Annotated in this window: 21 protein-coding genes and 1 riboswitch; of the genes, 4 read left to right on the top strand and 17 right to left on the bottom strand. The window is 75.2% G+C overall.

Annotated features, from left to right (window positions below; genetic code table 11):
* The first annotated feature begins 23 nt into the window (after positions 1–23).
* The 3 genes from RSE42_RS09495 to RSE42_RS09485 all read left to right on the top strand — a co-directional run bounded on the left by RSE42_RS09495 (position 24) and on the right by RSE42_RS09485 (position 3,296).
* Complete coding sequence (locus RSE42_RS09495; RefSeq protein WP_415298748.1) at positions 24–1,652, top strand: hypothetical protein; 1,629 nt, start codon at positions 24–26, stop codon at positions 1,650–1,652.
* Positions 1,639–1,908: a Rho termination factor N-terminal domain-containing protein gene (locus tag RSE42_RS09490; protein WP_021482649.1), complete on the top strand. Its 270-nt coding sequence runs from the start codon at positions 1,639–1,641 to the stop codon at positions 1,906–1,908. The genes RSE42_RS09495 and RSE42_RS09490 overlap by 14 nt, the downstream gene beginning before the upstream one ends.
* Before the next feature lie 140 nt (positions 1,909–2,048).
* The gene (locus RSE42_RS09485; protein ID WP_369824973.1) at positions 2,049–3,296 is read left to right on the top strand and encodes a phospholipase D-like domain-containing protein; all 1,248 of its coding nucleotides are present in this window, start codon (positions 2,049–2,051) and stop codon (positions 3,294–3,296) included.
* Positions 3,297–3,353: 57 nt separating this feature from the next.
* On the opposite strand, the gene RSE42_RS09480 is transcribed toward RSE42_RS09485, so the two are convergent.
* The 10 genes from RSE42_RS09480 to RSE42_RS09435 form a co-directional block, all read right to left on the bottom strand.
* A complete protein-coding gene (locus tag RSE42_RS09480) occupies positions 3,354–4,196 on the bottom strand; it encodes an MBL fold metallo-hydrolase (protein WP_085387967.1) in 843 nt (280 codons plus the stop codon).
* A 52-nt stretch (positions 4,197–4,248) separates the two neighbouring features.
* A complete protein-coding gene (locus RSE42_RS09475; RefSeq protein WP_034656186.1) occupies positions 4,249–7,647 on the bottom strand; it encodes a pyruvate carboxylase in 3,399 nt (1,132 codons plus the stop codon).
* Between the two features lie 187 nt (positions 7,648–7,834).
* On the bottom strand, positions 7,835–8,425 hold the full coding sequence (locus RSE42_RS09470) for a MerR family transcriptional regulator (protein WP_021482353.1): 591 nt from the start codon (positions 8,423–8,425) through the stop codon (positions 7,835–7,837).
* 212 nt (positions 8,426–8,637) lie between these two features.
* Positions 8,638–9,111, bottom strand: coding sequence for a bifunctional nuclease family protein (locus RSE42_RS09465; protein WP_024839673.1), 474 nt, complete (start codon positions 9,109–9,111; stop codon positions 8,638–8,640).
* A gap of 124 nt (positions 9,112–9,235) precedes the next feature.
* Positions 9,236–9,991 (bottom strand): MerR family transcriptional regulator, encoded by a 756-nt coding sequence (locus RSE42_RS09460; protein WP_061267299.1) that lies wholly within the window; start codon positions 9,989–9,991, stop codon positions 9,236–9,238.
* A 2-nt stretch (positions 9,992–9,993) separates the two neighbouring features.
* The gene (locus RSE42_RS09455) at positions 9,994–10,476 is read right to left on the bottom strand and encodes an FHA domain-containing protein (RefSeq protein ID WP_021483194.1); all 483 of its coding nucleotides are present in this window, start codon (positions 10,474–10,476) and stop codon (positions 9,994–9,996) included.
* A gap of 174 nt (positions 10,477–10,650) precedes the next feature.
* Positions 10,651–12,114, bottom strand: coding sequence for a DUF881 domain-containing protein (locus RSE42_RS09450; RefSeq protein ID WP_415298745.1), 1,464 nt, complete (start codon positions 12,112–12,114; stop codon positions 10,651–10,653).
* 2 nt (positions 12,115–12,116) lie between these two features.
* On the bottom strand, positions 12,117–12,449 hold the full coding sequence (locus tag RSE42_RS09445; RefSeq protein WP_021483549.1) for a small basic family protein: 333 nt from the start codon (positions 12,447–12,449) through the stop codon (positions 12,117–12,119).
* A complete protein-coding gene (locus RSE42_RS09440) occupies positions 12,446–13,414 on the bottom strand; it encodes a DUF881 domain-containing protein (RefSeq protein WP_232422894.1) in 969 nt (322 codons plus the stop codon). The genes RSE42_RS09445 and RSE42_RS09440 overlap by 4 nt, the downstream gene beginning before the upstream one ends.
* Complete coding sequence (locus RSE42_RS09435) at positions 13,411–14,031, bottom strand: CDP-alcohol phosphatidyltransferase family protein (protein WP_034656174.1); 621 nt, start codon at positions 14,029–14,031, stop codon at positions 13,411–13,413. The genes RSE42_RS09440 and RSE42_RS09435 overlap by 4 nt, the downstream gene beginning before the upstream one ends.
* A gap of 409 nt (positions 14,032–14,440) precedes the next feature.
* Between RSE42_RS09435 and RSE42_RS09430 the strand changes: the two genes are divergently transcribed.
* Entirely contained in the window at positions 14,441–16,342 is a 1,902-nt protein-coding gene (locus RSE42_RS09430; RefSeq protein ID WP_061267296.1) for a DEAD/DEAH box helicase, read from the top strand.
* A 127-nt stretch (positions 16,343–16,469) separates the two neighbouring features.
* On the opposite strand, the gene RSE42_RS09425 is transcribed toward RSE42_RS09430, so the two are convergent.
* The 7 genes from RSE42_RS09425 to ribD form a co-directional block, all read right to left on the bottom strand.
* On the bottom strand, positions 16,470–16,952 hold the full coding sequence (locus tag RSE42_RS09425; RefSeq protein WP_009865158.1) for a PH domain-containing protein: 483 nt from the start codon (positions 16,950–16,952) through the stop codon (positions 16,470–16,472).
* A 46-nt stretch (positions 16,953–16,998) separates the two neighbouring features.
* Positions 16,999–17,853: an ATP phosphoribosyltransferase gene (gene hisG, locus RSE42_RS09420; RefSeq protein ID WP_009865157.1), complete on the bottom strand. Its 855-nt coding sequence runs from the start codon at positions 17,851–17,853 to the stop codon at positions 16,999–17,001.
* Positions 17,854–17,962: 109 nt separating this feature from the next.
* Complete coding sequence (locus RSE42_RS09415; RefSeq protein ID WP_043651626.1) at positions 17,963–18,226, bottom strand: phosphoribosyl-ATP diphosphatase; 264 nt, start codon at positions 18,224–18,226, stop codon at positions 17,963–17,965.
* A gap of 73 nt (positions 18,227–18,299) precedes the next feature.
* Positions 18,300–18,767, bottom strand: a complete 468-nt coding sequence (gene ribH / locus RSE42_RS09410; RefSeq protein WP_043651624.1) for a 6,7-dimethyl-8-ribityllumazine synthase — start codon at positions 18,765–18,767, stop codon at positions 18,300–18,302.
* On the bottom strand, positions 18,764–20,194 hold the full coding sequence (gene ribB / locus RSE42_RS09405; protein WP_415298742.1) for a 3,4-dihydroxy-2-butanone-4-phosphate synthase: 1,431 nt from the start codon (positions 20,192–20,194) through the stop codon (positions 18,764–18,766). The genes ribH and ribB overlap by 4 nt, the downstream gene beginning before the upstream one ends.
* Complete coding sequence (locus RSE42_RS09400; RefSeq protein WP_415298740.1) at positions 20,191–20,814, bottom strand: riboflavin synthase; 624 nt, start codon at positions 20,812–20,814, stop codon at positions 20,191–20,193. Before RSE42_RS09400 ends, ribB begins: the two co-directional genes overlap by 4 nt.
* A complete protein-coding gene (gene ribD, locus RSE42_RS09395; protein ID WP_415298739.1) occupies positions 20,814–21,935 on the bottom strand; it encodes a bifunctional diaminohydroxyphosphoribosylaminopyrimidine deaminase/5-amino-6-(5-phosphoribosylamino)uracil reductase RibD in 1,122 nt (373 codons plus the stop codon). The genes RSE42_RS09400 and ribD overlap by 1 nt, the downstream gene beginning before the upstream one ends.
* A 158-nt stretch (positions 21,936–22,093) precedes the next feature.
* Positions 22,094–22,219: riboswitch (FMN riboswitch) on the bottom strand.
* Between the last annotated feature and the right edge of the window lie 73 nt (positions 22,220–22,292).

Genomic DNA, 22,292 nt, shown 5'->3' with positions numbered 1-22,292 from the left:
GGGCGGGGCGTAGCGTCACAGGCATGGCCCCGCTCCACCGGGTGGAGCTCGTCCCCGACGACGAGCCCGCGCCGGGCGGGCGCGGCACACCCGCGGAGGGGGCACCCGGGCGCGCGGCCCCTGCCCGACGACGCGCCCTCCTCGCGCGCGTCGGAGCGCCCCTGCTCGCGCTCGCCGTCGCGCTCGGCGCCGTCGGCTCGTGGCGCGCCTCGACGGCGGAGCAGGCCCGCCTCGCCCACCCCGGCGCCGTCCGCTCGCTCGCCGTGCCCCCGGCCCCCGCCTGGTCCGCCGACGCCGCCACCCCGCGCGTCGCCGTCGTCGACGACGTGGTCGTCACGATCACCGCCGCCGGGGTCGAGGGGCGCGACGCCGCCTCGGGCGACCGGCGCTGGCTCGCTCTCGACGCCACCGCCACGTGCGGACCGACCCCCGACGAGTCGGCGGGCCCGGTGACCGACGTGCTCGTGTGCCTCACGGGACCCGCGCTCGCCCCGGTCGCGCACGTCGTCGGCCCCGACGGCCCGGTCACCGGGCCGGTGCCGCTGGGCGACACGCTCGGCCGCGCGGTCCCCGCGCCCGACGGGACCGTGCCGCGGTGGGCCCGCACCGGTGGGGTCGTGCACCTCGCGCTCCAGGACGCCCGCACGGCGCGCGTGCGCTGGCGGCACGACGTCCCGCCCGACGACGCGGAACGCACCCCGATGTGCCGGCCCCAGGTCGCCGGGCAGGCCGCCGCCACCGTCGAGGACGGCCTGCTCGTCGTGCGGGGCTGTCGCGTCAGCGCCGTCCTCACCGCTGGGGGTACCCGTCTCGACGCGCCAGGCCCGGCCGTCACGACCGACGTCGTCCCGTTGCCCGACGGGACGTTCCTGCGCACCCGCGTGCTGCCGCCGGGGCGCGAGGCGACGACCGAGCGCGTCGCCCCGGACGCGGCGGTGCTCGCCGCCGTCGACGGTCGGCTCCTGCGGCCGCTCGTCGGCCCCGAGGACGACGCGGCCCCGTGGCTGGTCGCCACCGCCGACGGCGTGCGCGCCCTCGCGGCCGCGGACGGCACCGGCGACGGGCTGCGCGAGCGGTGGCGCCTCGCACAGCCCGTCGCCCAGGTCGTCGCGCTCGCCGCCGACCGCGCTGTCGTCGTCACCGGTGAGCGCGTCGTCGCCCTGGACGCGCGCTCGGGCAAGCCCGTGTGGTCGTGGCCGCGCAGCTCCCCCGCCGGTCGCCCTGCCGCGCCGGGCGTCGTCACGGCGCCCGGGAGCACCACCACGACGGCGGACGACGGCCCGGGCACCACGGGCGTCCGGGTCGATCTCACCCGGGGCGTCGCGGCCGCGTTCACCGACGGCGCCACGCTCGCCCTGGTCGTCTCCGACGGCTCGTCGCGGCGCTCGCGGACGGTCGCCCTCTCCCTCGAGGACGGGGACGTGCGCTGGGACGTCGTCGGCGACGGCGACCCGTCGGGGTTCACCGCCCTGGCGGGGCACGTGGGGCACGTGGACGCAGGGTCGTCGCGCGTCGTCGTGCTGGAGCGACGTCCGCGCGGTCGGAGGCGTCCGCGTGCGAGAGGGCGCCGAGGGCGAGAACCTGTCGGGAGACCGGCGCAGCCGTCCGGGCCGCCGGACCGAGGTGAAGGAGGCCGTCGTGCCGAAGCGTGACCCGGGTCCGAGCGTGAAGGACCCCGACCTGTACGAGAAGCTGCGGGACGAGGGCGACTCGAAGGAGAAGGCGGCCCGCATCGCGAACGCCGCGGCGGGCTCGTCGCGCACGAGCGTGGGCCGCAAGGGCGGCAAGGCCGGCGACTACGAGGACTGGACCGTCGAGAAGCTGCGCAAGCGCGCCGCGGAGATCGGCATCGAGGGGCGGTCCTCCATGCGCAAGGCGGAGCTGGTCCGCGCGCTGCGCTCGCACTGAGGACGCACCGCGGACAGCCCAGGGACGCACCGCGGACAGCCCGGGGACGCGCCGGGGACGGCCCGTGCGGGATCTCACCCGCGGCGCGACCGTCTTCCGGTCGCGCCCGGGGTGCCGCCCGCTACGGTGAGTGCGTGCACCTGTCCGCCGACTCCGCCCTGCGCACCGCCCGCCGTCTGCTCTCCCGTGCGCTCGTGGTCGCCGTCGCGGCGCCCGTGACGGTCGCGGGCGTGCTCGTCACCGCGGACGCGATCCGCAAGCGCCGCAACGCCACCGAGGCGTCGTTCCCGCGCTCGGCCCCCGCCGACGTCGAGGTCGCGGGCACCACGACGACCGTCTTCACGTACGGCGAGGACGTGTACCGGGAGATGCTCGGCGCGATCCGCGGTGCGCGGCGCCGCATCCTGCTCGAGACGTACATCTGGAAGGCCGACGCGCTCGGTGAGGAGTTCAAGCAGGCGCTCGTCGAGGCGAGCGAGCGCGGCGTCGAGGTGTTCGTCGTGTACGACGGCTTCGCGAACCTCGTCGTCCCGCAGGCGTTCTTCGACCTGCCCGAGCCGATCCACGTCATCCGGTACCCGGTGTTCCGCCCGGGCGTGCTCATGCTCAACGTGCGCAAGTCCGGCCGCGACCACCGCAAGATCCTCGTCGTCGACGACGAGATCGCCTTCGTGGGCGGGTACAACATCGGCGCCCTGTACGCGACGCAGTGGCGCGACACGCACGTGCGCCTCGTGGGACCGAGCGCGTGGGAGCTGCGCAACGCGTTCGTCGACTTCTGGAACGCGAACCGCGCGTCGGACCAGCCGCTGCTCGCCGACCCGGGGTCGGTGCACTGGGAGCCGCGGCTGCGCGCGGCCCGCAACGCACCGGCGCACCTGGTGTTCCCGATCCGCGGGATCTACCTCGACGCGATCGACCGCGCGAGCTCGCACGTCTACATCACGCAGGCGTACTTCATCCCCGACCGGGAGATCCTGGCCGCGCTGCTCGCGGCCGCGGCGCGCGGCGTCGACGTGCGGGTCCTCGTGCCCGAGCGCTCGAACCACGTGCTCGCGGACTGGCTGTCGCGCGGCCTGTACACGGCGCTGCTCAAGGGCGGGGTCCGCATCCACCTGTACCGCAACGCCATGGTGCACGCGAAGACCGCGACCATCGACGGCGCGTGGACCACGATCGGCACGGCGAACATCGACCGGCTGTCCCTCACGGGGAACTACGAGGTGAACCTCGAGATCACGGACCCGGGAGTGGCCGAGCAGATGGAGAAGGTCTTCGAGGTCGACCTGTCGAACTCGCGCGAGCTGACGCTCGACGAGTGGGACTCCCGCTCGGTGGCGGCGAAGCTCAGCGAGATCGTCCTCACTCCCCTGCGCCCGCTGCTCTAGCAGCACCACCGTCGCCGCCGCCGGAGGGCGACGACGACGGCGGGCGGGGTCCGCGGCTCAGCGGGCCGGGTCGGAGCGCAGCACGTCGGCCGCCTCCTCCTCCGGCCGCGGCGGCACGGTCTCGTCGGTCTCGAGCAGCGCGACCTCCCCGAACTCGGGGTGCTCGTCGCGCAGCTCGCGCGCGACGACCCCGGCCGCGCCGTCCAGGGCGCCCGCGGCGACGTCGATCGACTCCCCGGTCGCCAGGGGTCGGTACTCGTACGTGCCGCCGGTGCGCTGCTCCCCCAGGAGCCGGTTCACGAGGCCGTGCCCGACGTCCGACAGCAGCGCGTCGTGCACCGGCACCACGACCCGCGGGTCGAGCGCGCGCACGAAGTCGATCGTCTCGGCGAGCTTGAGCCACGGCGCCGAGACGGGCGCGAGCAGCACGTCGAGCCGCTGCCCGCCCAGCACGCCCGCGTCCGGGGCGTCGAACGAGTCGCCCGGGTGCAGGAGCGTCGCCCCGTCCCCGCGCACGAGGTACGTGACGTTCGCGATCCGCGGGACGTCCGGGTGAATCACCGCGTGCCGGCCGCCGCCCACCCCGACCTCCAGGCCGCCGAGGTCCAGGCCGTCCCCCGGCGCGACGACGTGCACGCGCGACGCCGCGCCGTCGGGCAGCGCGGGACGCACCGCGGCGGCCACCTCCTCGGGCGCCCACACCGTGAGCTCCGGCCGGGCCGCGAGGGCGTCGCCGAGGGCGCCGGTGTCCACGTGGTCGGGGTGCTGGTGGGTGAGGAGCACCGTGCCGGCGTCCGCCAGCGCGGCCGCGGCGTCGCTGAACGTGCCCGGGTCGATGGCGACGACCTGACCGCCGTGGCGCACCGTGACGCACGCGTGCCCGTGGAACGTGACCTGCATGGAACCTCCTCGAGTCGTCCTTACCCGCCCCGCCCGTGCGGGGCCCGGCCCCTCAGCCCACCACGAGGACGAGGTCGCCGCCCTCCAGCTGCTGCACCGCGCCGATCGCGACCCGCTGGACCGTGCCCGCGACGGGCGTCGTGATCGCCGCCTCCATCTTCATCGCCTCGACGGTCGCGACCGTCTGCCCCGCCTCGACGACGTCGCCCACGACGACGACCGGCGTCACCGCACCCGCGAACGGCGCCGCGACCTGGCCCGGCTGGGTCGGGTCCGCCTTCTCCGCGGTGCGCGCGTCCACGTCCACCGCGCGGTCGCGCACCTGGATCGGGCGCAGCTGGCCGTTGAGGGTGAACATCACCGTGCGCATCCCGCGCTCGTCGGGCGTGCCGATCGCCTCGAGGCCCACGAGCAGGCGCACGCCCTTGCCGAGCGCGACCGCGACCTCCTGGCCCGGCTCCAGCCCGTACAGGTACGTGGGGGTGTCGAGCACCGACACGTCCCCGTACGCCTGGCGCACCTGCTCGAACTCCTTCGTCGGCCCCGCGAAGAGCAGGTGGTTGAGCCGACGACGGCGCACCTCGCCCTCCTGCGCGAGCTCCGCCTCGTCCTCGGCCGAGAGCGGCGTGACCCCCGCGCGCGCCGCACGGCCGGCGAGCGCGCGCGACCGGAACGGCTCCGGCCAGCCACCGGGTGGGTCGCCCAGCTCGCCGCCCAGGAACCCGACCACGGAGTCCGGGATGTCGAACGACTGCGGGTCCGCCGCGAACTCCGCCGGGTCCGCGCCCGCCGCCACGAGGTGCAGCGCGAGGTCGCCCACGACCTTCGACGACGGCGTCACCTTCACCAGCCGCCCCAGGATCCGGTCCGCGGCCGCGTACATCGCCTCGATCTGCTCGAACCGGTCCCCCAGACCCAGCGCGATCGCCTGCTGACGCAGGTTCGACAGCTGACCGCCCGGGATCTCGTGCTCGTACACGCGCCCCGTCGGCCCGGGCAGACCCGACTCGAACGGCGCGTACACGCGGCGCACCGCCTCCCAGTACGGCTCGAGGTCCGCGACCGCCGGCAGCGACAGCCCGGTGTCGCGCTCGGTGTGCTCCAGCGCGGCGACCAGCGCCGACAGCGGCGGCTGGCTCGTCGTCCCCGCCATCGCGGCGCTCGCGGCGTCGACCGCGTCGACGCCCGCCGCGGCGGCGGCGAGCAGCGTGGCCATCTGACCGCCGGACGTGTCGTGGGTGTGCAGGTGCACCGGCAGGTCGAACCGTTCGCGCAGCGCGGTCACGAGCCGGCTCGCGGCGGCGGGGCGCAGCAGCCCGGCCATGTCCTTGATCGCGAGGACGTGCGCACCGGCGTCGACGATGCGGTCCGCGAGGCGCAGGTAGTAGTCGAGCGTGTACAGGTCCTCGGCCGGGTCGAGCAGGTTGCCCGTGTAGCACAGCGCGACCTCCGCGACCGTCGTGCCGGTCGCGCGCACGGCCTCGATCGCCGGACGCATCTGGTCGACGTCGTTGAGCGCGTCGAAGATGCGGAACACGTCGATGCCCGTCGCCGCGGCCTCCTCGACGAACGCCTCCGTGACGCGCGTCGGGTACGGCGTGTACCCAACCGTGTTGCGCCCGCGCAGGAGCATCTGGATCGCGAGGTTCGGCATCGCGGCACGCAGGGTCGCGAGCCGCTCCCACGGGTCCTCCCCGAGGAAGCGCAGCGCGACGTCGTACGTCGCCCCGCCCCACGCCTCGACCGACCACAGCTGCGGCGTCGCCCGCGCCACGTACGGAGCGACGGCCGCCAGGTCGTGCGTGCGCACGCGCGTCGCGAGCAGCGACTGGTGCGCGTCGCGGAACGTCGTGTCCGTGACGCGCAGCCGCTGCTCGCCCCGCAGCGCCCGCGCGAACCCCTCCGGGCCGAGCTCGAGGAGCTGCTGGCGCGACCCGGGCGGGGGCTCGACCGTCAGGTCGAACGGCGGCAGCTTCGCCGCCGGGTCGCTCGTGACCCGCGGCTCCCCGTGCGGCCGGTTGACGGTGGTGTCCCCCACGTACGCGAGCAGGCGCGTACCCCGGTCCGCGCTCTCGCGCGCGGCGAGCAGCTCGGGCCGCTCGTCGATGAACGACGTCGCCACGTTGCCCGCGACGAACTCCGGGTCGGCGAGGACCGCCTGCAGGAACGGGATGTTCGTCCGGATGCCGCGGATGCGGAACTCCGCCAGCGCACGACGCGCGCGCCGCACCGCCGTCGGGAAGTCCCGCCCCCGGCACGTGAGCTTCACCAGCATCGAGTCGAAGTGGCCCGACACGACCGACCCCGCCGTCGCCGTCGCCCCGTCGAGCCGGACGCCCGCCCCGCCCGGGGACCGGTAGGCGATGATCCGGCCCGTGTCGGGACGGAACCCGTTCGCCGGGTCCTCCGTCGTGATCCGGGTCTGCAGGGCCGCGCCGTTGACGCGCACGTCCTCCTGCCGGATGCCCAGGTCCCCCAGCGTCTCGCCCGCCGCGATCCGCATCTGCGCGGACACCAGGTCGACGTCCGTGACCTCCTCGGTCACCGTGTGCTCCACCTGGATGCGCGGGTTCATCTCGATGAACACGTGCTGCCCCGCACGCTCGCCCACCGTGTCGACGAGGAACTCGACCGTGCCCGCGTTCTGGTACCCGATGTGCCGCGCGAACCGCACCGCGTCCGCGCACAGCGCGTCCCGGACCGCCGGGTCGAGGTTCGGCGCCGGCGCGATCTCGATGACCTTCTGGTGACGACGCTGCAACGAGCAGTCCCGCTCGTACAGGTGCACGACGTTCCCCGCGCCGTCCGCCAGGATCTGCACCTCGATGTGCCGCGGCCGCAGCACCGCCTGCTCCAGGAACACCGTCGGGTCGCCGAACGCGCCGTCCGCCTCGCGCATCGCCGCCGCCAGCGCCTCGGGCAGGTCCTCGCGCACGTCGACGCGCCGCATCCCGCGACCGCCACCACCCGCGACCGCCTTGACGAACACCGGGAACCCGATCTCGTCCGCGGCCGCGACGAGCTCGTCGACGTCCGCCGACGGCTCGCTCGACGCGAGCACCGGCAGGCCCGCCTCGCGCGCCGCCTTGAGCGCCCGCACCTTGTTGCCCGCGAGCTCGAGCACCTCCGGCGGCGGCCCGACGAACGTCAGCCCCGCCTCCGCGCACGCCCGCGCCAGGTCGGGGTTCTCCGAGAGGAACCCGTACCCCGGGTAGACGGCATCCGCGCCCGCCTCCCGGGCCACGCGCACGATCTCCTCGATGTCCAGGTACGCCCGCACCGGGTGACCGGGCTCCCCGATGAGGTACGCCTCGTCCGCCTTGAGCCGGTGCTCGGAGTTGCGGTCCTCCTGCGGGAACACCGCGACGGTGCGGGCCCCCAGCTCGTAGGCGGCGCGGAACGCCCTGACGGCGATCTCCGCGCGGTTGGCGACCAGGACCTTCGAGAACACCGGCACTCCATCCGTCGAGCGTGGCGGCGTCGTCGGGCCGGGGAGGGCGCCACGCACCGCGTACCGGGCGATCCTCCCACGGCGTCGCCGGACGGGTCACCGCACCCGCTGTGACGAGGTCCACACGCCTCGCGGGGGTGCCCCGGCGCTCGCGGACGGTCCGCCCGCGGTCGGGCCGGGCGAGGGGTCAGCCCGCGGTGCGGGCCTGACGGCGCTGGGCGAGCTCGTCCTGCGGGCTCGTCGCGGTGCCGTCCTCGTCCTCGAGGGACTCGGTCGGCAGCTCGGCGAGCGTGCCCTCGACCTCGCGCCACACGCGCCCGACGGCGATCCCGAACACGCCTTGGCCGCCCTGGACGAGGTCCACGACCTCGTCGGGCGAGGTGCACTCGTAGACGCTCGCGCCGTCGCTCATGAGGGTGATCTGCGCCAGGTCGTCCACGCCGCGCTCGCGCAGGTGCTCGACGGCCGTGCGGATCTGCTGGAGCGACACCCCGGTGTCGAGCAGGCGCTTGACGACCTTGAGCACGAGGATGTCGCGGAAGCTGTACAGACGGTGCGAGCCCGACCCGGACGCCGGGCGGACGGTGGGCTCGACCAGACCGGTGCGGGCCCAGTAGTCGAGCTGGCGGTACGTGATGCCTGCCGCGCGGCACGCCGTCGGGCCGCGGTAGCCGGTCGTGGTGTCCTGCTCGGTGATGTCCTCCCCAAAGAGGAGGCCCTGCGCGCCCTGCGGAACTGCCGCGCCGACACCGACGCTCGCCTCACCGCTGCTGTTCACTGTCGCCTCCTGGGGTGATGTCACGACCAAACTATGGGCGCCGTCGGGGGCCGTCAACGACCGACGCCCCGGGCGTGCGGGCGTGTCGCGCCCGCCACGTCGTCGCGCCGACCGCTGAACCCTCGACCTGAGGTCGAAGGTCTGTCTTGTCCGGTGTGTCCCGAAGCCTCGACCACGACCCGAGGGTCGGGCCGCCGCGCACCGGGACCGCTCTACTCGTCCACCGAGAAGTCCTCGGGCTGGACGTGGTCGAGGAAGTCGCGGAACTTCTCGACCTCCTCCTGCTGCGCGACGTCGACGACCTCGACGCCCGCCGTCGCCACGACCTCCGCCGAGCACAGCACCGGGCTCCCGGTGCGCACCGCGACGGCGATCGCGTCCGACGCGCGCGAGTCGAGCCGCACGCCGTTGCTGAGCACGAGCTCGGCGAAGAAGATGCCGCCGTCGAGGGCGACGATCTCCGCCCGCTCGAGCCGCACGCCCACCGCGTCGAGCAGGTCCCGCAGCAGGTCGTGCGTCATGGGCCGCGGCGTGGGCAGCCCTGCCTGCGCCATGGCGATCGCGCTCGCCTCCCGCGGGCCGATGACGATCGGCACCACGAGCTCGGACGCGTCGTCGAGCAGCAGCACCACGATCTCCTGGTCGCGCTGCTGCTGACGGACCCCCAGCACCTCCACCGGGACCATCGGGACGTCGTCGCTCACTCCACCACCGTACGACTCCGCCCGGCATCCGGCAGGGGGTGCGCACCGGGCGTGCGCGCGACACGCGGAGGGCGTCGCGGGAGGTGCGGCGGGGCGGGTGCGGGCGTCAGCGGGTGAGGTCGTCGACGCCCTGGCGCACGAAGACGGTGTGCAACTGCGCGCACAGCTCGCCGACCTCGGACGCGACGGTGCCGGCGTGGGCGCGCGCGGACGGGCTCTGCTGCCCGCGCCACGGCGAGACGACCTGCTGCACGAGGCTCACGTGGCGGTCGGCGGCGGTGCGCAGGGAGCGCAGGTGGCGGGGCTCGATGCCGTAGTCCGCGAGGCCGGCGGCGAGCACGACGACGTCGAGCGAGCGCGCGTCGAGCTGCCCGCCCGGTGCCTGGCGGAGCACGCCGGCCTCGATGAGGCCCTCGACGAGCTCGCGCTCGACCCCGGCGGCCGAGACGAGCGCGTCGACGGTGTAGCGCTGGCGGACGGCGGCCGACCCGGGCTCGCCGTCGGTGGTCGCGAGGCGGGGGGCGAGCGTCTCGGCGTCGGTCCCGGCGTCGAGCGCGGCGAGACGGTCCTTGATGACCTTCAGCGGCAGGTAGCGGTCACGCTGCTCGACGAGCACGAAGCGCAGGCGCTCGACGTCGGCGGGGCTGTACTGGCGGTAGCCGGACGCGGTCCGCACCGGCTCGATGAGGCCCTGCTCCTCGAGGAAGCGCAGCTTGGAGTGGCTGACGTGGGGGAACTCGGCCCGCAGCGCGCGCAGCACGTCGGAGATGCGCATGGTCGCGCGGCGCGAGATCCCCTGGGGCCACGGTTCGGGCCCGTCCGCGGGCTCCGGGGCCGTGGCGTGCGCGGCGCCGGTCGACATGTTCACGACGGGGAGGCCGCGCCGCCCGCCGACGCCGCCGCGTGCGGGCTGGCGTGGAACGTGAGCCGGTACTTGCCGATCTGGACCTCGTCGCCCGTGCCGAGCGCGACGGCGTCGATCCGGCTGCGGTTCACGTAGGTGCCGTTGAGGGACCCGACGTCGCGCACGACGAAGTGCTCGCCCTCGCGCACGAACTCGGCGTGCTTGCGTGACACGGTGACGTCGTCGAGGAAGATGTCGGCGTGCTCGGAGCGCCCGGCGACGGTGCGCTCGGCGTCGAGGAGGAAGCGCGAGCCCTGGCCGGGGCCGCGCTGCATGATGAGCAGGGCCGAGTGGCGGGGCAGGGCGGCGACGGCGGCGTGCTCCTCGGGGCTCAGGCCCCCGGGCTGCACGCCCTCCTCGATCGGGGCCTCGATCCGGCCGAAGCTGACCGTCGTGTCGCTGGTCGCCCGGTTCGGCACCTCAGGACCGCCTGGGACACTCATCACGCCTCCTCGGGGCTCACGCACGTCGTGCTCGAGCTCGGAAACCGCACCGGGGGGCGAGCCCCGGGTGCGGGAAACTGGTGCTCGAAAACTACTACACCTGCAGGTCACGCGGTGCGTGCGACCCTCGGTCGTCCCAACCTACCCCGGCCCGTGGGCCCGCGGGAAGCCGGGTCACTCGTCGGCGGGGACGGGGGTCGCGTACCGGGGTGCGCGGGGCTCGACGGTCGCGGAGACCTCGGCCCGGTCCTGCTGGGTGACGGTGGTGCGCGCGCCGTCGGCGCGCAGGGACGCCATGGCGCCGCCGGGGATCTCGAGCGCGGTCTCGAGCGTCGACGGGTCGCCGATCGCGGTCCACCGGTACGGGGACGAGATCACCTGCCCGTCGACGACCACGCCGTCGGAGGTGTCCTCGAAGTAGCTGCTCGCCACGAGGCGCACGCCGTTGACCTCCATGGCCTCGGCGCCCGCGTTGCGCAGCTCCTCCAGCACGTTGAACAGGCCGAACGCCTTGAGCGGCTCGGCACCCTCGACGACCTCGATCTCGACGCCCGGGCCCTCGGCGGGCAGCCGGCCCGAGAGGATGCCGAGCGTCTCGGCCTGCTGCTCGGCGAGCTCGAGCGCGGCGCGCTCGCGGCCGGAGCCGGACTGCAGCTCGTCGCGCGTGGCCTCGAGCGAGGACACCTGGTCCTCGAGCTCGCCGGAGCGCTGGGTGACGTCGTCGAGCAGGCGCACGAGGTCGCTCTGGCGCAGGGAGGAGAGCTGGTCCTCCTGCGTCTGGCTCACCTGGACGACGAGCGCGAAGCCGAGGAGCGCGCACAGGACGCCGACCATGACCTGGGAGCGCGACGCGCGCGGTCGCATCGCCCGGCCGAGGCCGCGCAGCCCGCGCGGCTCGGGCTGGGTGGGGGTGCCGTGGCGCCCGACGGTGGCCGTCGCCCCGGTGACCGGGTCCGGCTCGGCGGTGGGCGAGGTCTCGGCGTCCTGCTCGGGCGCCGCGGCTGCCGGGGTGGTCGTCGCGTCCGACGTCGCGCCGGTCGTCGCGCCCGGCGTCGGGAGGTTCGGCGTGGTGGCGGCGGGACGCGCGTCGTCGAGCCGGTCGGCGCGGCCGTCGGGTGCGGGGCGCTCCCCCGCTGCTGCGGCGTCGCCCAGGGCGGTGGGGTCGCTCGACACCGGGGTGTCCGGGTCGCTGGTGCCCGGGTCGCTGGTGTCCGGGTCGCTGGTGTCCGGGGCGCTCGGCGCGGGCGTGTCGGTCGGCGCGGCGCCGGTCGGGGTCGTGCGGGCCGCGGTGGTGCCGTCATCCTCGGGGTGGTCGGCGGTGACCGTGGTCTCGTCGCGGGCTGCCGGTGCGTCGCTCGGCGTCGTGGGGTCGCCGGGGACCGCTGCGGGGTCGACCGGGTCGTCGTGGGGCGTGCTCGACGGCGCACCCGGGCCCGGGTCGGTCTCGGCGGCGGTGGCCGCGTCCTCGTCGGAGTCGTCGGTGCGGGCCGGGGCGGGCTCGGCGTCGTGGGAGTCGTCGGTGCCGGGCTCGGTGCCGGGGACGGCGGGGGTGCCGACGGCGGCGTCGTCACCGTCCGCGGGCGTGGTGGGGTGCTCGGGCCGGTCGCCCGGAGCCTGGTCGCGGGGGTCGCGGCTCATGCTCACGCCTTGAAGATGTGGCGCCGGATCGCGGCGGCGTTGGAGAAGATGCGGATGCCGAGGACGACGACGACGGCGGTCGAGAGCTGGCTGCCGACCCCGAGCTGGTCGCCGAGGAACACGATGAGGGCGGCGACGACGACGTTCGACAGGAACGACACGAGGAAGACCTTGTCGTCGAACAGGCCGTCGAGCCGGGCGCGCAGGCCGCCGAACAGGGCGTCGAGGGCGGCGACGACGGCGATGGGGAGGTAGGGCTGCAGCGACACGGGCACGGTGGGTTGCAGGACGAGGCCCGCGACGATGCCCACCACCAGTCCGACGACTGCGATCATTCGACGATCTCCTGCCCTGTCTCGTGCGGTGCGGATGGGGTCCCGGACCCGTCGGTCGTGCCCGGCGCGGGGCCGGTCTCCTCGGCGGGTGCGTCGGAGTCTACGGTCGTCTCCGGGGCGTGCGCGAAGAACAGCGTGGGCGCGGACCGGCCGGGCAGGTCGAGGCGGCTCTGCGTCGTCACGCCGGAGCGGATGCCGTACTGGGTGCCGAGGAGCTGGAGGAAGTCGGACGTGCCGGACCGCAGGAGCGAGGTGCGCATCGCGTCGGGGTCGCCGATCGCCTCGACGCGGTAGGGGCCGACGAGGGGCTGCAGGTCGACGAGCACGGCGTCGCCGGCGCTGCGGATCGCGGACAGGCCGGTCAGGCGCTGGTCGTTGATCGCGACGGCCTCGGCGCCGCCGGCCCACAGGGCGTTGACGACGCGCTGCAGGTCGGAGTCGTGCACGAGCGAGCTCGCGTCGGTGGCCCCGGAGGACAGGCCGCCGCCGGTGTCGTCGAGGGTGACGACGACGCCCTGGCCCTCGACGGGCTGCGTCCCGGTGAGCGCGCCCTCCTCCTGGAGGCTGTCGAGCACGTCGGCGCTCGCGCCGCTCAGGGCCGCGCCCTGGAGCTGCTCGATCTCGCCGGACAGCTCTGCGCCGCGCGCGGAGAGCTCCTCGGCGGTGGCCTGGCGTTCGAGGATCTCCTGCTCGAGGGTCTCGCGTGCGGCGATGACGCCGGGCTGGGGGGCGCGCAGCTGCACGGCGGCGGCGGTGGTGACGACGCCGAGGACGACGGCGAGGGCGACGAGCGCGACGGTGCCGGTGCGCCCGCGGTGCGGGGTCTGCCCGGCGGCGCGGCGCGCGGCCGCGGCGGCGTACCCGGGGTCGAGGGGGCGGTGCATGACCTCGTTGAGGAGGGTCATGGACGCGTCGACGGGTGCGCGGCGCGCGGCGGCGGGCTGGTCCGGTCGCGTGTCGGTCACGGCGTCTCCTTCGTCGCGGTCCCGGGCCGGTCGGTGCGGGCGGCGCGGTCGCGCAGGACGAGCGCCCGGGTCTGCAGCACGTACTGCGCGCCCGCGAGCCAGTACAGGCCCACGCCCCACCAGGTGAACGCCCACCCGGTGACGGCGGCGACGTCGCCGAGCCAGCCGGGCATCTCCGCGAGGAGCAGCAGCGGGAACGCGTACAGCAGGGCGAACGTGCCGGCCTTGCCCGCGAAGCTCACGGGCAGCGGCCCGTAGCCGTGGCGGGCGAGCAGCGGCAGCAGTCCCGCGAGCAGGACGTCGCGCGCGACGATCGCGACGACGAGCCACACGGGCACGACGTCGCGCCACGCGAGCCCGAGGAGGGTGACGAGGATGAAGAGTCGGTCGGCGGCGGGGTCGAGCATCTGCCCGAGGCGGCTCACCTGGTCCAGGCGGCGCGCGAGCACGCCGTCGAGCCAGTCCGACGCCCCGGACACGGCGAGGACGACCAGGGCCCACACGTCGTCGCCGCGCACGATGAGGACCGCGAACACGGGTACGAGGAGCAGCCGCAGGAGGCTGATGACGTTCGGGACGGTCAGGACGCGCGAGCTGACCTGCTGCCCTGCCGTCACACCCACCGCCCCGTGCTCGCGTCGCGCCGTCGCGGCGACCTGCCGCGCGCGACCATCCTACGTACCGGCCCCGGTGACCTGGGCCCTCATTTCGCGGCGCGGCGCCCCGCAGGGCCCGAAATCACCCGCTTCGCCCGGTGTCCGGGGCGGGCCGGGTGCCGGCGGGGCGGGTGCGGGTGAGGGACGTCACCGGGCCCGGCCCCGTGGCCCGCCCGCGCGCTCCGGTACGATGGGTGGACCTTTGGAGTTCGTCGCTCGTCCCGCGTGTGTCCGTGAGAGTGGCCGACCCCCCTGATCTCCCCGATCGTGGCGGTGGCCGGCCTGGTGTGTTCGGGAGTGCGACCTGCGAGAACCGACCCGGTGACCGCACGCCACTCCACACCCCGAAACGAACGGTCCTCACCCTTTCATGACTGCTGACGTCGTCGCGCCCTCGCACGCCCTCGACCACTCCACCGACACCTCCCCCGCCGTCGCGGAGCAGACCGCTCCCACCGGCCCCGTGTTCTCCGACCTCGGCCTGCCCGCGCCCCTCGAGCGCGCCGTCGCCGACCTCGGGTTCGTCACCCCGTCCGCGATCCAGGCCGAGGCCATCCCCGCGCTCCTCGCGGGCCGCGACATCACCGGCGTCGCGCAGACCGGCACCGGCAAGACCGCCGCGTTCGGCCTCCCGCTGCTCGCCGCGATCGACCCCACGCTGCGGCGCGTGCAGGCCGTCGTCCTCACCCCGACGCGCGAGCTCGCGATGCAGGTCGCCGACGCCGTCGAGTCGTTCGCGACCCACCTGCCCAAGGTCGACGTCGTCGCCGTGTACGGCGGCTCGCCCTACCAGCCGCAGCAGCGGGCGCTCGCGGCCGGGGCGCAGGTCGTCGTCGGCACGCCCGGGCGCGTCATCGACCACATCGAGCGCGGCACCCTCGTGCTCGACGACGTGCGCTTCCTCGTGCTCGACGAGGCCGACGAGATGCTGCGCATGGGCTTCGCGGAGGACGTCGACACGATCTTCTCCCGAGCGCCGCGCGAGCGTCAGGTCGCGCTGTTCTCCGCGACGATGCCCGCCCCGATCCGCCGCGTCGCGAACGAGCACCTCACCGACCCGGTCGAGATCGCCGTCGCCCGCCAGTCCTCCACGGTGACGAGCGTGCGCCAGACGTACGCCGTCGTGCCGTTCCGCCACAAGACCGGCTCCCTCGTGCGCGTGCTCGCCACGTCCGACGCCGAGGCCGCGATCGTGTTCACCCGCACGCGCGGCGCCGCGGAGGAGGTCGGGTCCGCGCTCGTCGAGCGCGGCATCTCGGCCGCGACCATCTCGGGCGACGTCGCGCAGAAGGAGCGCGAGCGGATCGTGGAGCGACTGCGCTCCGGTGCGCTCGACGTCCTCGTCGCGACCGACGTCGCCGCGCGCGGCCTCGACGTGGACCGCATCGGTCTCGTCGTGAACTTCGACCTGCCGGGCGAGCCCGAGGCGTACGTGCACCGCATCGGCCGCACCGGCCGCGCGGGCCGCACCGGCGAGGCCCTGAGCTTCGTCACCCCGCACGAGCGCGGGCGCCTGCGCGCGATCGAGCGCACGACCCGCACCCCGCTGCAGGAGATCGAGATCCCCTCCCCCGCGGACGTGTCCGCGCACAAGGTGCGGGCGCTGCTCGGGCAGGTCCCCGCCCGCCAGGAGGCGGGCCGTCTGTCGATGTACGCCGACATGGTGCGCACCTTCCTCGCCGAGCACGACGTCGACCCGGTCGACCTCGCCGCGGCCATGGCGGCGCTCGCCGTCGGTGACGACGGTCCGCGTGCCCGTGAGGAGCAGGAGCGGTTCGAGGCGGAGCGGGCCGCGGCGCGCGAGCAGTCGAAGGCGCGTCGTACGGAGCGCGCGGGCGAGCGTCCGTCGCGCGGTGACCGTGCGTCGGGACGGCGCGAGGGTGACGGGACGCGCGGTATCCGCCGCGACGCCGTCGGGACGCGCTACCGCCTGTCGGTGGGGCACAAGGACGGTGTGATGCCGGGCGGGATCGTGGGCGCGCTGACGAACGAGGCGGGTCTGGCCGGGTCGGACGTCGGCAAGATCGACATCTTCCCGTCGTTCTCGCTTGTGGACATCACCGCGCCGCTCGACGCGGACACGATGGACCGCATCTCGCGGGCGCGGGTCGCGGGCAAGGCGCTGCGCATCCGTCTCGACGAGGGCGCGCCCGCGTCCCGGGGCCCGCGTGCCGGGCACGGCCCGTCGGGTCGTCGTGACGAGCGTCGTGACCGGTTCGACCGTGCCGACGACCGGGGCGAGCGCAAGCCGCGCCACCGCGCCGCGTTCTGACCCGCGCCGCCGGCGGCAGTCCCGCCGGCGTACGACGGCGGCCCCCGGATCTCCTCGATCCGGGGGCCGTCGTCGTCGGTACGGGGTGACCCGTGGCGCGGGTACGGGAGCCGCGCGCCTGCGGTGCTTACTCGTGGGCCTCGCCGTGCGCCTTCACCAGGGCGGCGAGGCGACGCGCCTCCGCCTCGCCCCGGGCGCCGTCGGCCCGTTGGATGCCCATGACGGCGAGGGTGGACCCGTCTGCGAGGTCGAGGCGCACCCACGCGTCGCCGGAGCCGAAGCGGACCGACACGATCTGGGGCCAGGCGAGGCGGCGCGTGTAGATGACGTTGCGCACCCGCAGGCCCTCGCGCGTCGGGACGGCGTGCACGCCGCCCAGGCGCCACAGCAGCCACGCCGCGAACAGCGCGAACGCCGCGATGGACAGCCGGTTCACCCACGACGTGCCGAGCGGCCCCGTCGCGGACAGCCCCACCACGACGCACCCGCCGACGACGACCACGCCCGTCGCCCAGGCCGACACCAGGCCGAACCGGGGCCGGAACGTGCGGTACGGGTCGTCGTCGCGGTCGCCCGGCAGGCCGGGGTCGGGGAACGGGTCGGTGCTCATGCCGCCACCGTCTCACACCCGCCGACCACCCACCGACGGCACGAGATCAGAGGCGCGAGGCGTGGATCCGGGTCACGAGGATCGCGCGCGCACCCACGTCGTACAGGGCGTCCATGACCTGGTTCGTGCGGTCGCGGCGCACCATTGCCCGCACCGCCGCCCAGTCCCGGTCGTGCAGCGGGGACACCGTGGGCGACTCCAGACCCGGCGTGATCGCGACCGCACGGTCCACGAGCGACACCGGCACGTCGTAGTCCATGAGGACGTACTCGTGCGCCGTCAGCACCCCCTGCAGGCGACGGGACAGCACCTCCACCCCCGCCGGGACGTCCGCCTCCGCAACCTTGCGCGGCCGGATCAGCACCGCCTCCGACACCAGGATCGGGTCGCCGAACACCTCCAGGCCCGCACCCCGCAGCGTCGTGCCCGTCGACACCACGTCCGCGACGACGTCCGCCACCCCGAGCTGCACCGCCGACTCGACCGCACCGTCCAGGTGCACCACCGTCGCGTCCACCCCGTGCGCCCGCAGGTGCCCCTCCACGAGGACCTCGTACGACGTCGCGACCCGCAGCCCCTGCACCTGCTCCAACGACGTGATCGTCCCCGCCGGCGCCGCGTACCGGAACGTCGACCCCCCGAACCCGAGCTGCATGTGCTCCACCGCGTCCGCGCCCGAGTCCAGCAGCAGGTCCCGACCCGTCACCCCGACGTCGACCGTGCCCGAACCCACGTACACCGCGATGTCGCGCGGGCGCAGGAAGAAGAACTCGGCGTCGTTGTCCGGGTCCGCCAGCACCAGCTCGCGCGGGTCACGACGCTGGCGGTACCCCGCCTCGCGCAGCATCTCGACGGCGGGCTCGGACAGGGACCCCTTGTTGGGGACGGCGATACGCAGCATGACAGGACCTTCGTTCAGGGGATCGGGCAGGGAGTGGGGAACAGCAGGGACGAGCGAGGGGCGAGCGGCGCTCGCGGCCGGGAGCGGGGACGCTCACCGGCGCGGCCGCTCACAGATGCTCGTACACGTCCTGCAGGCTCAGACCCTTCGCCAGCATGAGGACCTGCAGGTGGTAGAGGAGCTGGGAGATCTCCTCCGCCGTCTTCACGTCGCCCTCGTACTCGGCAGCCATCCACACCTCGGCGGCCTCCTCGACCACCTTCTTCCCGATCGCGTGCACGCCGGCGTCCAGCTCCGCGACCGTGCCGGAACCGGCAGGTCGCGTCATGGCCTTCTCGGACAGCTCCGCGAACAGGGACTCGAACGTCTTCACGGGCTCCAGGGTATCCGCCGCCCGGACTCGGCCGGGGCGTGTCCGCCCAGCGGGCACGCCCCGACCGCCCCCGTCACAGGTCGCGCAGCGCCACGACCGTCGCGACCGCCGCCTCCGCGGCCTCCGCACCCTTGTCCTCGCGCGACCCCTCCAGGCCCGCCCGGTCCAGGGCCTGCTGCTCGTCGTCGCACGTCAGCACACCGAACCCCACCGGCACCCCCGTGCGCACGCTCACGTCCGTCAGACCCGACGTCGCCGCCTGGCACACGTACTCGAAGTGCGGCGTCCCCCCACGGATCACCACCCCCAGCGCCACCACCGCGTCCGCGCCGTGCTCCACCGCACGCGCCGCCGCCACCGGCAGCTCGAACGACCCCGGCACCCGCACCACGCTCACGTGCGACACGTTCGCCGCCGCCAACGCCCGCCGCGCGCCCGCCAGCAACCCGTCCATCACCTCCGTGTGCCAGCTCGCCGCGACCACCGTCACCCGCAGCCCCGACCCGTCCACGCGCACCGTCGGCGCACCCGCCCCGCTCATCCCTCGTCCTCCTTCGTCTCCTCGGCACCGGGCCCGTCGCCCGGCCCTCCCAGCACGACCCCGTCCGGGACCGCCACCGTGTCCAGCAGATGACCCATCGCCACCTTCTTCGTCACCAGGTACGCCCGGTTGTGCTCCCCGTGACCCACCTCGATCCGCTCCGCACCCACCACGTCGATGCCCGACGCCACCAGACCCGTCACCTTCGCCGGGTTGTTCGTCAGCAACCGCACCCGCGACAACCCCAGGTCCGCCAGGATCGCCGCCGCCGCCCCGTACTCCCGACGGTCCACCGGCCACCCCAGCTCCAGGTTCGCCTGCACCGTGTCCAGACCCGCGTCCTGCAGCTCGTACGCCCCGATCTTCGCCAGCAGCCCGATCCCCCGACCCTCGTGCCCCCGCAGGTACACCACCGCACCCCCCTCCGCCGCGACCCGCCCCAACGCCGCCTCCAGCTGCGGACCGCAGTCGCACCGCAACGACCCGAACGCGTCCCCCGTCAAGCACTCCGAGTGCACCCGCACCACCGGCACCACCTCCGTCCCGACGGCGCTCGCGGCCTCCGCACGAGCCTCGCCCCGACCCGAGGCACCAGCAGGGGCGACCGCAGGGACCAGGGCCACGTGCTCCGCCCCCGTACGCAGGTCCCGGTACCCCACCACCCGGAACCGGCCGTGCACCGTGGGGAGCTCCGCCGACGACGTGCGGTGCACCCGCCGCGCCAAAGCCTCCCGACCCGGCACCTCCGTGGCCACCGCAGGCGCAGGGTCGTGCACCCGCCGCCACGCCACCAGGTCCGCGATCGTGATCAGCACCAGCCCGTCACGCTCCGCCAACGCCGCCGCGTCCCCCAGACGCATCATCGACCCGTCGTCGTGCACCAGCTCCGCGATACCCCCGACCTCACCCCTCCCCGCCAGACGCACCAGGTCCACCGCGGCCTCCGTGTGCCCCGCACGATGCAGCACACCCCCCGGCACCGCCCGCAACGGCAGCACGTGACCCGGCCGGATCAGGTCCCCCGCACCCGACCCCGGGTCCGCCAGCACCCGCAACGTCCGCGCCCGGTCCTCCGCCGAGATCCCCGTCGACACCCCCGTCGCCGCGTCCACCGTCACCGTGTACGCCGTCCGCCGCGGATCCTGGCTGTGCGGCACCATCAACGGCAGCTCCAACGCGTCCGCCCGCGCCGCCGGCATCGGCGCGCACAGGTACCCCGACGAGTGCCGGATCGTCCACGCCACCCACTCCGCCGACACCCCCTGCGCCGCGAACACCACGTCCGCCTCGTTCTCCCGGTCCGGCGAGTCCGCCACCAGCACCGGACGCCCCGCCCGGATCGCCGCCAACGCCTCCTCGACCGACCCCAGCCGCACGCCCCCCGACCCCTCCGGCACCGCGGCGCTCGCGCACCCCGCGCCCGTCACGACGCGCTCCCGGGGACCACGCCGGACACCAGCAGGCGTTCGACGTACTTCGCGAGCACGTCCACCTCGAGGTTCACCCGGTCGCCCGGCACCAGTCGCCCGAGGATCGTCGCCTCGAGCGTCGTCGGGATCAGCGAGACGCCGAACGTCTCGTCGTCCACGTGCGTCACCGTCAACGACACCCCGCTCACCGCGATCGAGCCCTTCTCCGCCACGTAGCGCGTCAGACCCCCAGGCGCGGAGAGCACCAGGTCGTCCCACCGCTCCCCCGGCGCGCGGCTCACGAGCGTGCCGACGCCGTCCACGTGGCCCTGCACGACATGACCGCCCAGCCGCGCGTCCGCCCGGACGGCCCGCTCCAGGTTCACCGGCGACCCCGCCACGAGGTCACCCAGCGCAGTCCGACGCAACGACTCCGGCATCACGTCCGCCGTGAACGACCCGTCGCCCCCGAGGCTCGTGACCGTCAGGCACACCCCGTTCACCGCGATCGAGTCACCGAGCGCCGCGTCCGACGCCGCGAGCGGCCCCTCGACCGTGAGCACCGCGTCCTCCCCCACGCCACCCGGGAACGCGATCCCCCGGACCCTGCCGATCTCCTCCACGATCCCCGTGAACATCAACCCACCCGTCCTTCCGTGCTCTTCCTGGACACCACCAGCGCGTCGTCCCCGACACGCCTCACCTCCACCGTGCGGAACCGGTGCGCGTCGGCGATCGTCGCCACACCCAACCCGTCCACCGCGCGTCGCCCGCTCCCCAGCAGCACCGGGGCCACGTACGCGTGCAGCTCGTCCACCGCACCCGCGGCCAAGAACGCCGTCGCCAGCGTCGGACCGCCCTCCACCAGCACGTGCCGCACCTCGCGCTCCGCGAGCCGCTCCAGCACCTCACCGACGTCCCGCGTCAGCACGTGCACCAGCTCGCCACCCTCCCCGCGGACCCGCGCCGTCGGCGGGACACCCCGCAACCCCACGACCACCCGCAACGGCTGGTGCTCCGCCCGACGCACGGCGCTCGCGGAGCCGTGGGTGCGCACCCGTGCGGTGAGCTCGGGGTCGTCGGCCAGGAGCGTGCCCGTGCCGACGACGATCGCGTCCACCTCCGCCCGCACGCGGTGCGCGTGCTCGCGCGCCGCGGGCCCGGTGATCCACCGGCTCGTCCCGTCCGCGGCGGCGACGTAGCCGTCGAGCGTCGTGGCCGTCTTGAGCGTCACGTACGGCGTGCCGCGCCGGACGGCCGTGAGCCACACCCGCAGGAGCTCCTCGCCCTCGGCGGCGCGCAGGCCGCGCACGACGCGGACCCCCGCGGCCCGCAGCCGGTGCGTGCCGCCCGTGGCGACGGGGTTCGGGTCGTCGACGGCGAGCACGACCTCTGCCACGCCCGCGGCGACGAGGGCGTCGGCGCACGGGCCGGTGCGACCGGTGTGGGCGCACGGCTCGAGCGTCACGACCGCCGTCGCGCCGGCCACGTCGACGCCGCGCGCCCGAGCGTCCGCGAGGGCCGCCGCCTCGGCGTGCGGCGTCCCCGCGCCACGGTGCCACCCCTCGGCGAGCACGGGCCGCGGGTGCGGGTCGAGCGAGTCCGGCGCCGCGCCGTCGGGCACGGGTGCGTCGGGCGGAGGGCCCAGCAGGACGCACCCGACGCGCGGGTTCGGCCCGTGTGCCGGCCCTCGGGCCGCCAGCTCGAGCGCGCGCGTCATCGCGGCGTCGACCGTCAGGGTGCGGGGGTGCTCGCCCATCGTCCTCCTCCCGGGCACGGGTGCTCCGGGGTGAGGGCGGGCGTCGGGTCGAGCCACGAGGGCCCGACGGCGTCGCTCACCACGGCGAGGCCGTCACCGTCCCGGACGGGTGCGCCGGCGGGTCGCCGGAGCACCACGCGCCGAGGCGTGGCCACGCCGCACGTGCTTCCTCCCATCCGGACTTTCACCGTCGGTCCTGGAGTTCCACCAGGTCAACCGCGCGTGGGCGCGGGTCGCGGACTGTCACCGCCGGCTCGGAATTGCACCGACCCCGGAGCACGTTCGTGCGTACTGCGTTCTGCAACCGCCGATGTTACTCCGGGTGCGCCCCGCGCGGGTGCGACCGGCGCGGGTGCG

Source organism: Cellulosimicrobium sp. SJTW-1 (assembly GCF_047716875.1).
GTDB classification, from domain to species: Bacteria; Actinomycetota; Actinomycetes; order Actinomycetales; family Cellulomonadaceae; genus Cellulosimicrobium; species Cellulosimicrobium funkei.
The sequence above is the reverse complement of the archived record's forward strand: the minus strand, read 5'-3'. Positions and strand labels throughout refer to the sequence as shown.

Excerpts from the sequence above, each read along its gene's own strand:
- RSE42_RS09455 (WP_021483194.1), bottom strand. The coding sequence starts at position 10,476 with ATGAGTGTCCCAGGCGGTCCTGAGGTGCCGAACCGGGCGACCAGCGAC.
- ribD (WP_415298739.1), bottom strand. The coding sequence starts at position 21,935 with ATGGGCGAGCACCCCCGCACCCTGACGGTCGACGCCGCGATGACGCGC.
- hisG (WP_009865157.1), bottom strand. The coding sequence starts at position 17,853 with ATGCTGCGTATCGCCGTCCCCAACAAGGGGTCCCTGTCCGAGCCCGCC.
- RSE42_RS09430 (WP_061267296.1), top strand. The coding sequence starts at position 14,441 with ATGACTGCTGACGTCGTCGCGCCCTCGCACGCCCTCGACCACTCCACC.
- RSE42_RS09425 (WP_009865158.1), bottom strand. The coding sequence starts at position 16,952 with ATGAGCACCGACCCGTTCCCCGACCCCGGCCTGCCGGGCGACCGCGAC.
- RSE42_RS09400 (WP_415298740.1), bottom strand. The coding sequence starts at position 20,814 with ATGTTCACGGGGATCGTGGAGGAGATCGGCAGGGTCCGGGGGATCGCG.
- RSE42_RS09460 (WP_061267299.1), bottom strand. The coding sequence starts at position 9,991 with ATGTCGACCGGCGCCGCGCACGCCACGGCCCCGGAGCCCGCGGACGGG.
- RSE42_RS09465 (WP_024839673.1), bottom strand. The coding sequence starts at position 9,111 with ATGGTCCCGGTGGAGGTGCTGGGGGTCCGTCAGCAGCAGCGCGACCAG.
- RSE42_RS09480 (WP_085387967.1), bottom strand. The coding sequence starts at position 4,196 with ATGCAGGTCACGTTCCACGGGCACGCGTGCGTCACGGTGCGCCACGGC.
- ribH (WP_043651624.1), bottom strand. The coding sequence starts at position 18,767 with ATGAGCGGGGCGGGTGCGCCGACGGTGCGCGTGGACGGGTCGGGGCTG.
- RSE42_RS09450 (WP_415298745.1), bottom strand. The coding sequence starts at position 12,114 with ATGAGCCGCGACCCCCGCGACCAGGCTCCGGGCGACCGGCCCGAGCAC.
- RSE42_RS09495 (WP_415298748.1), top strand. The coding sequence starts at position 24 with ATGGCCCCGCTCCACCGGGTGGAGCTCGTCCCCGACGACGAGCCCGCG.
- RSE42_RS09445 (WP_021483549.1), bottom strand. The coding sequence starts at position 12,449 with ATGATCGCAGTCGTCGGACTGGTGGTGGGCATCGTCGCGGGCCTCGTC.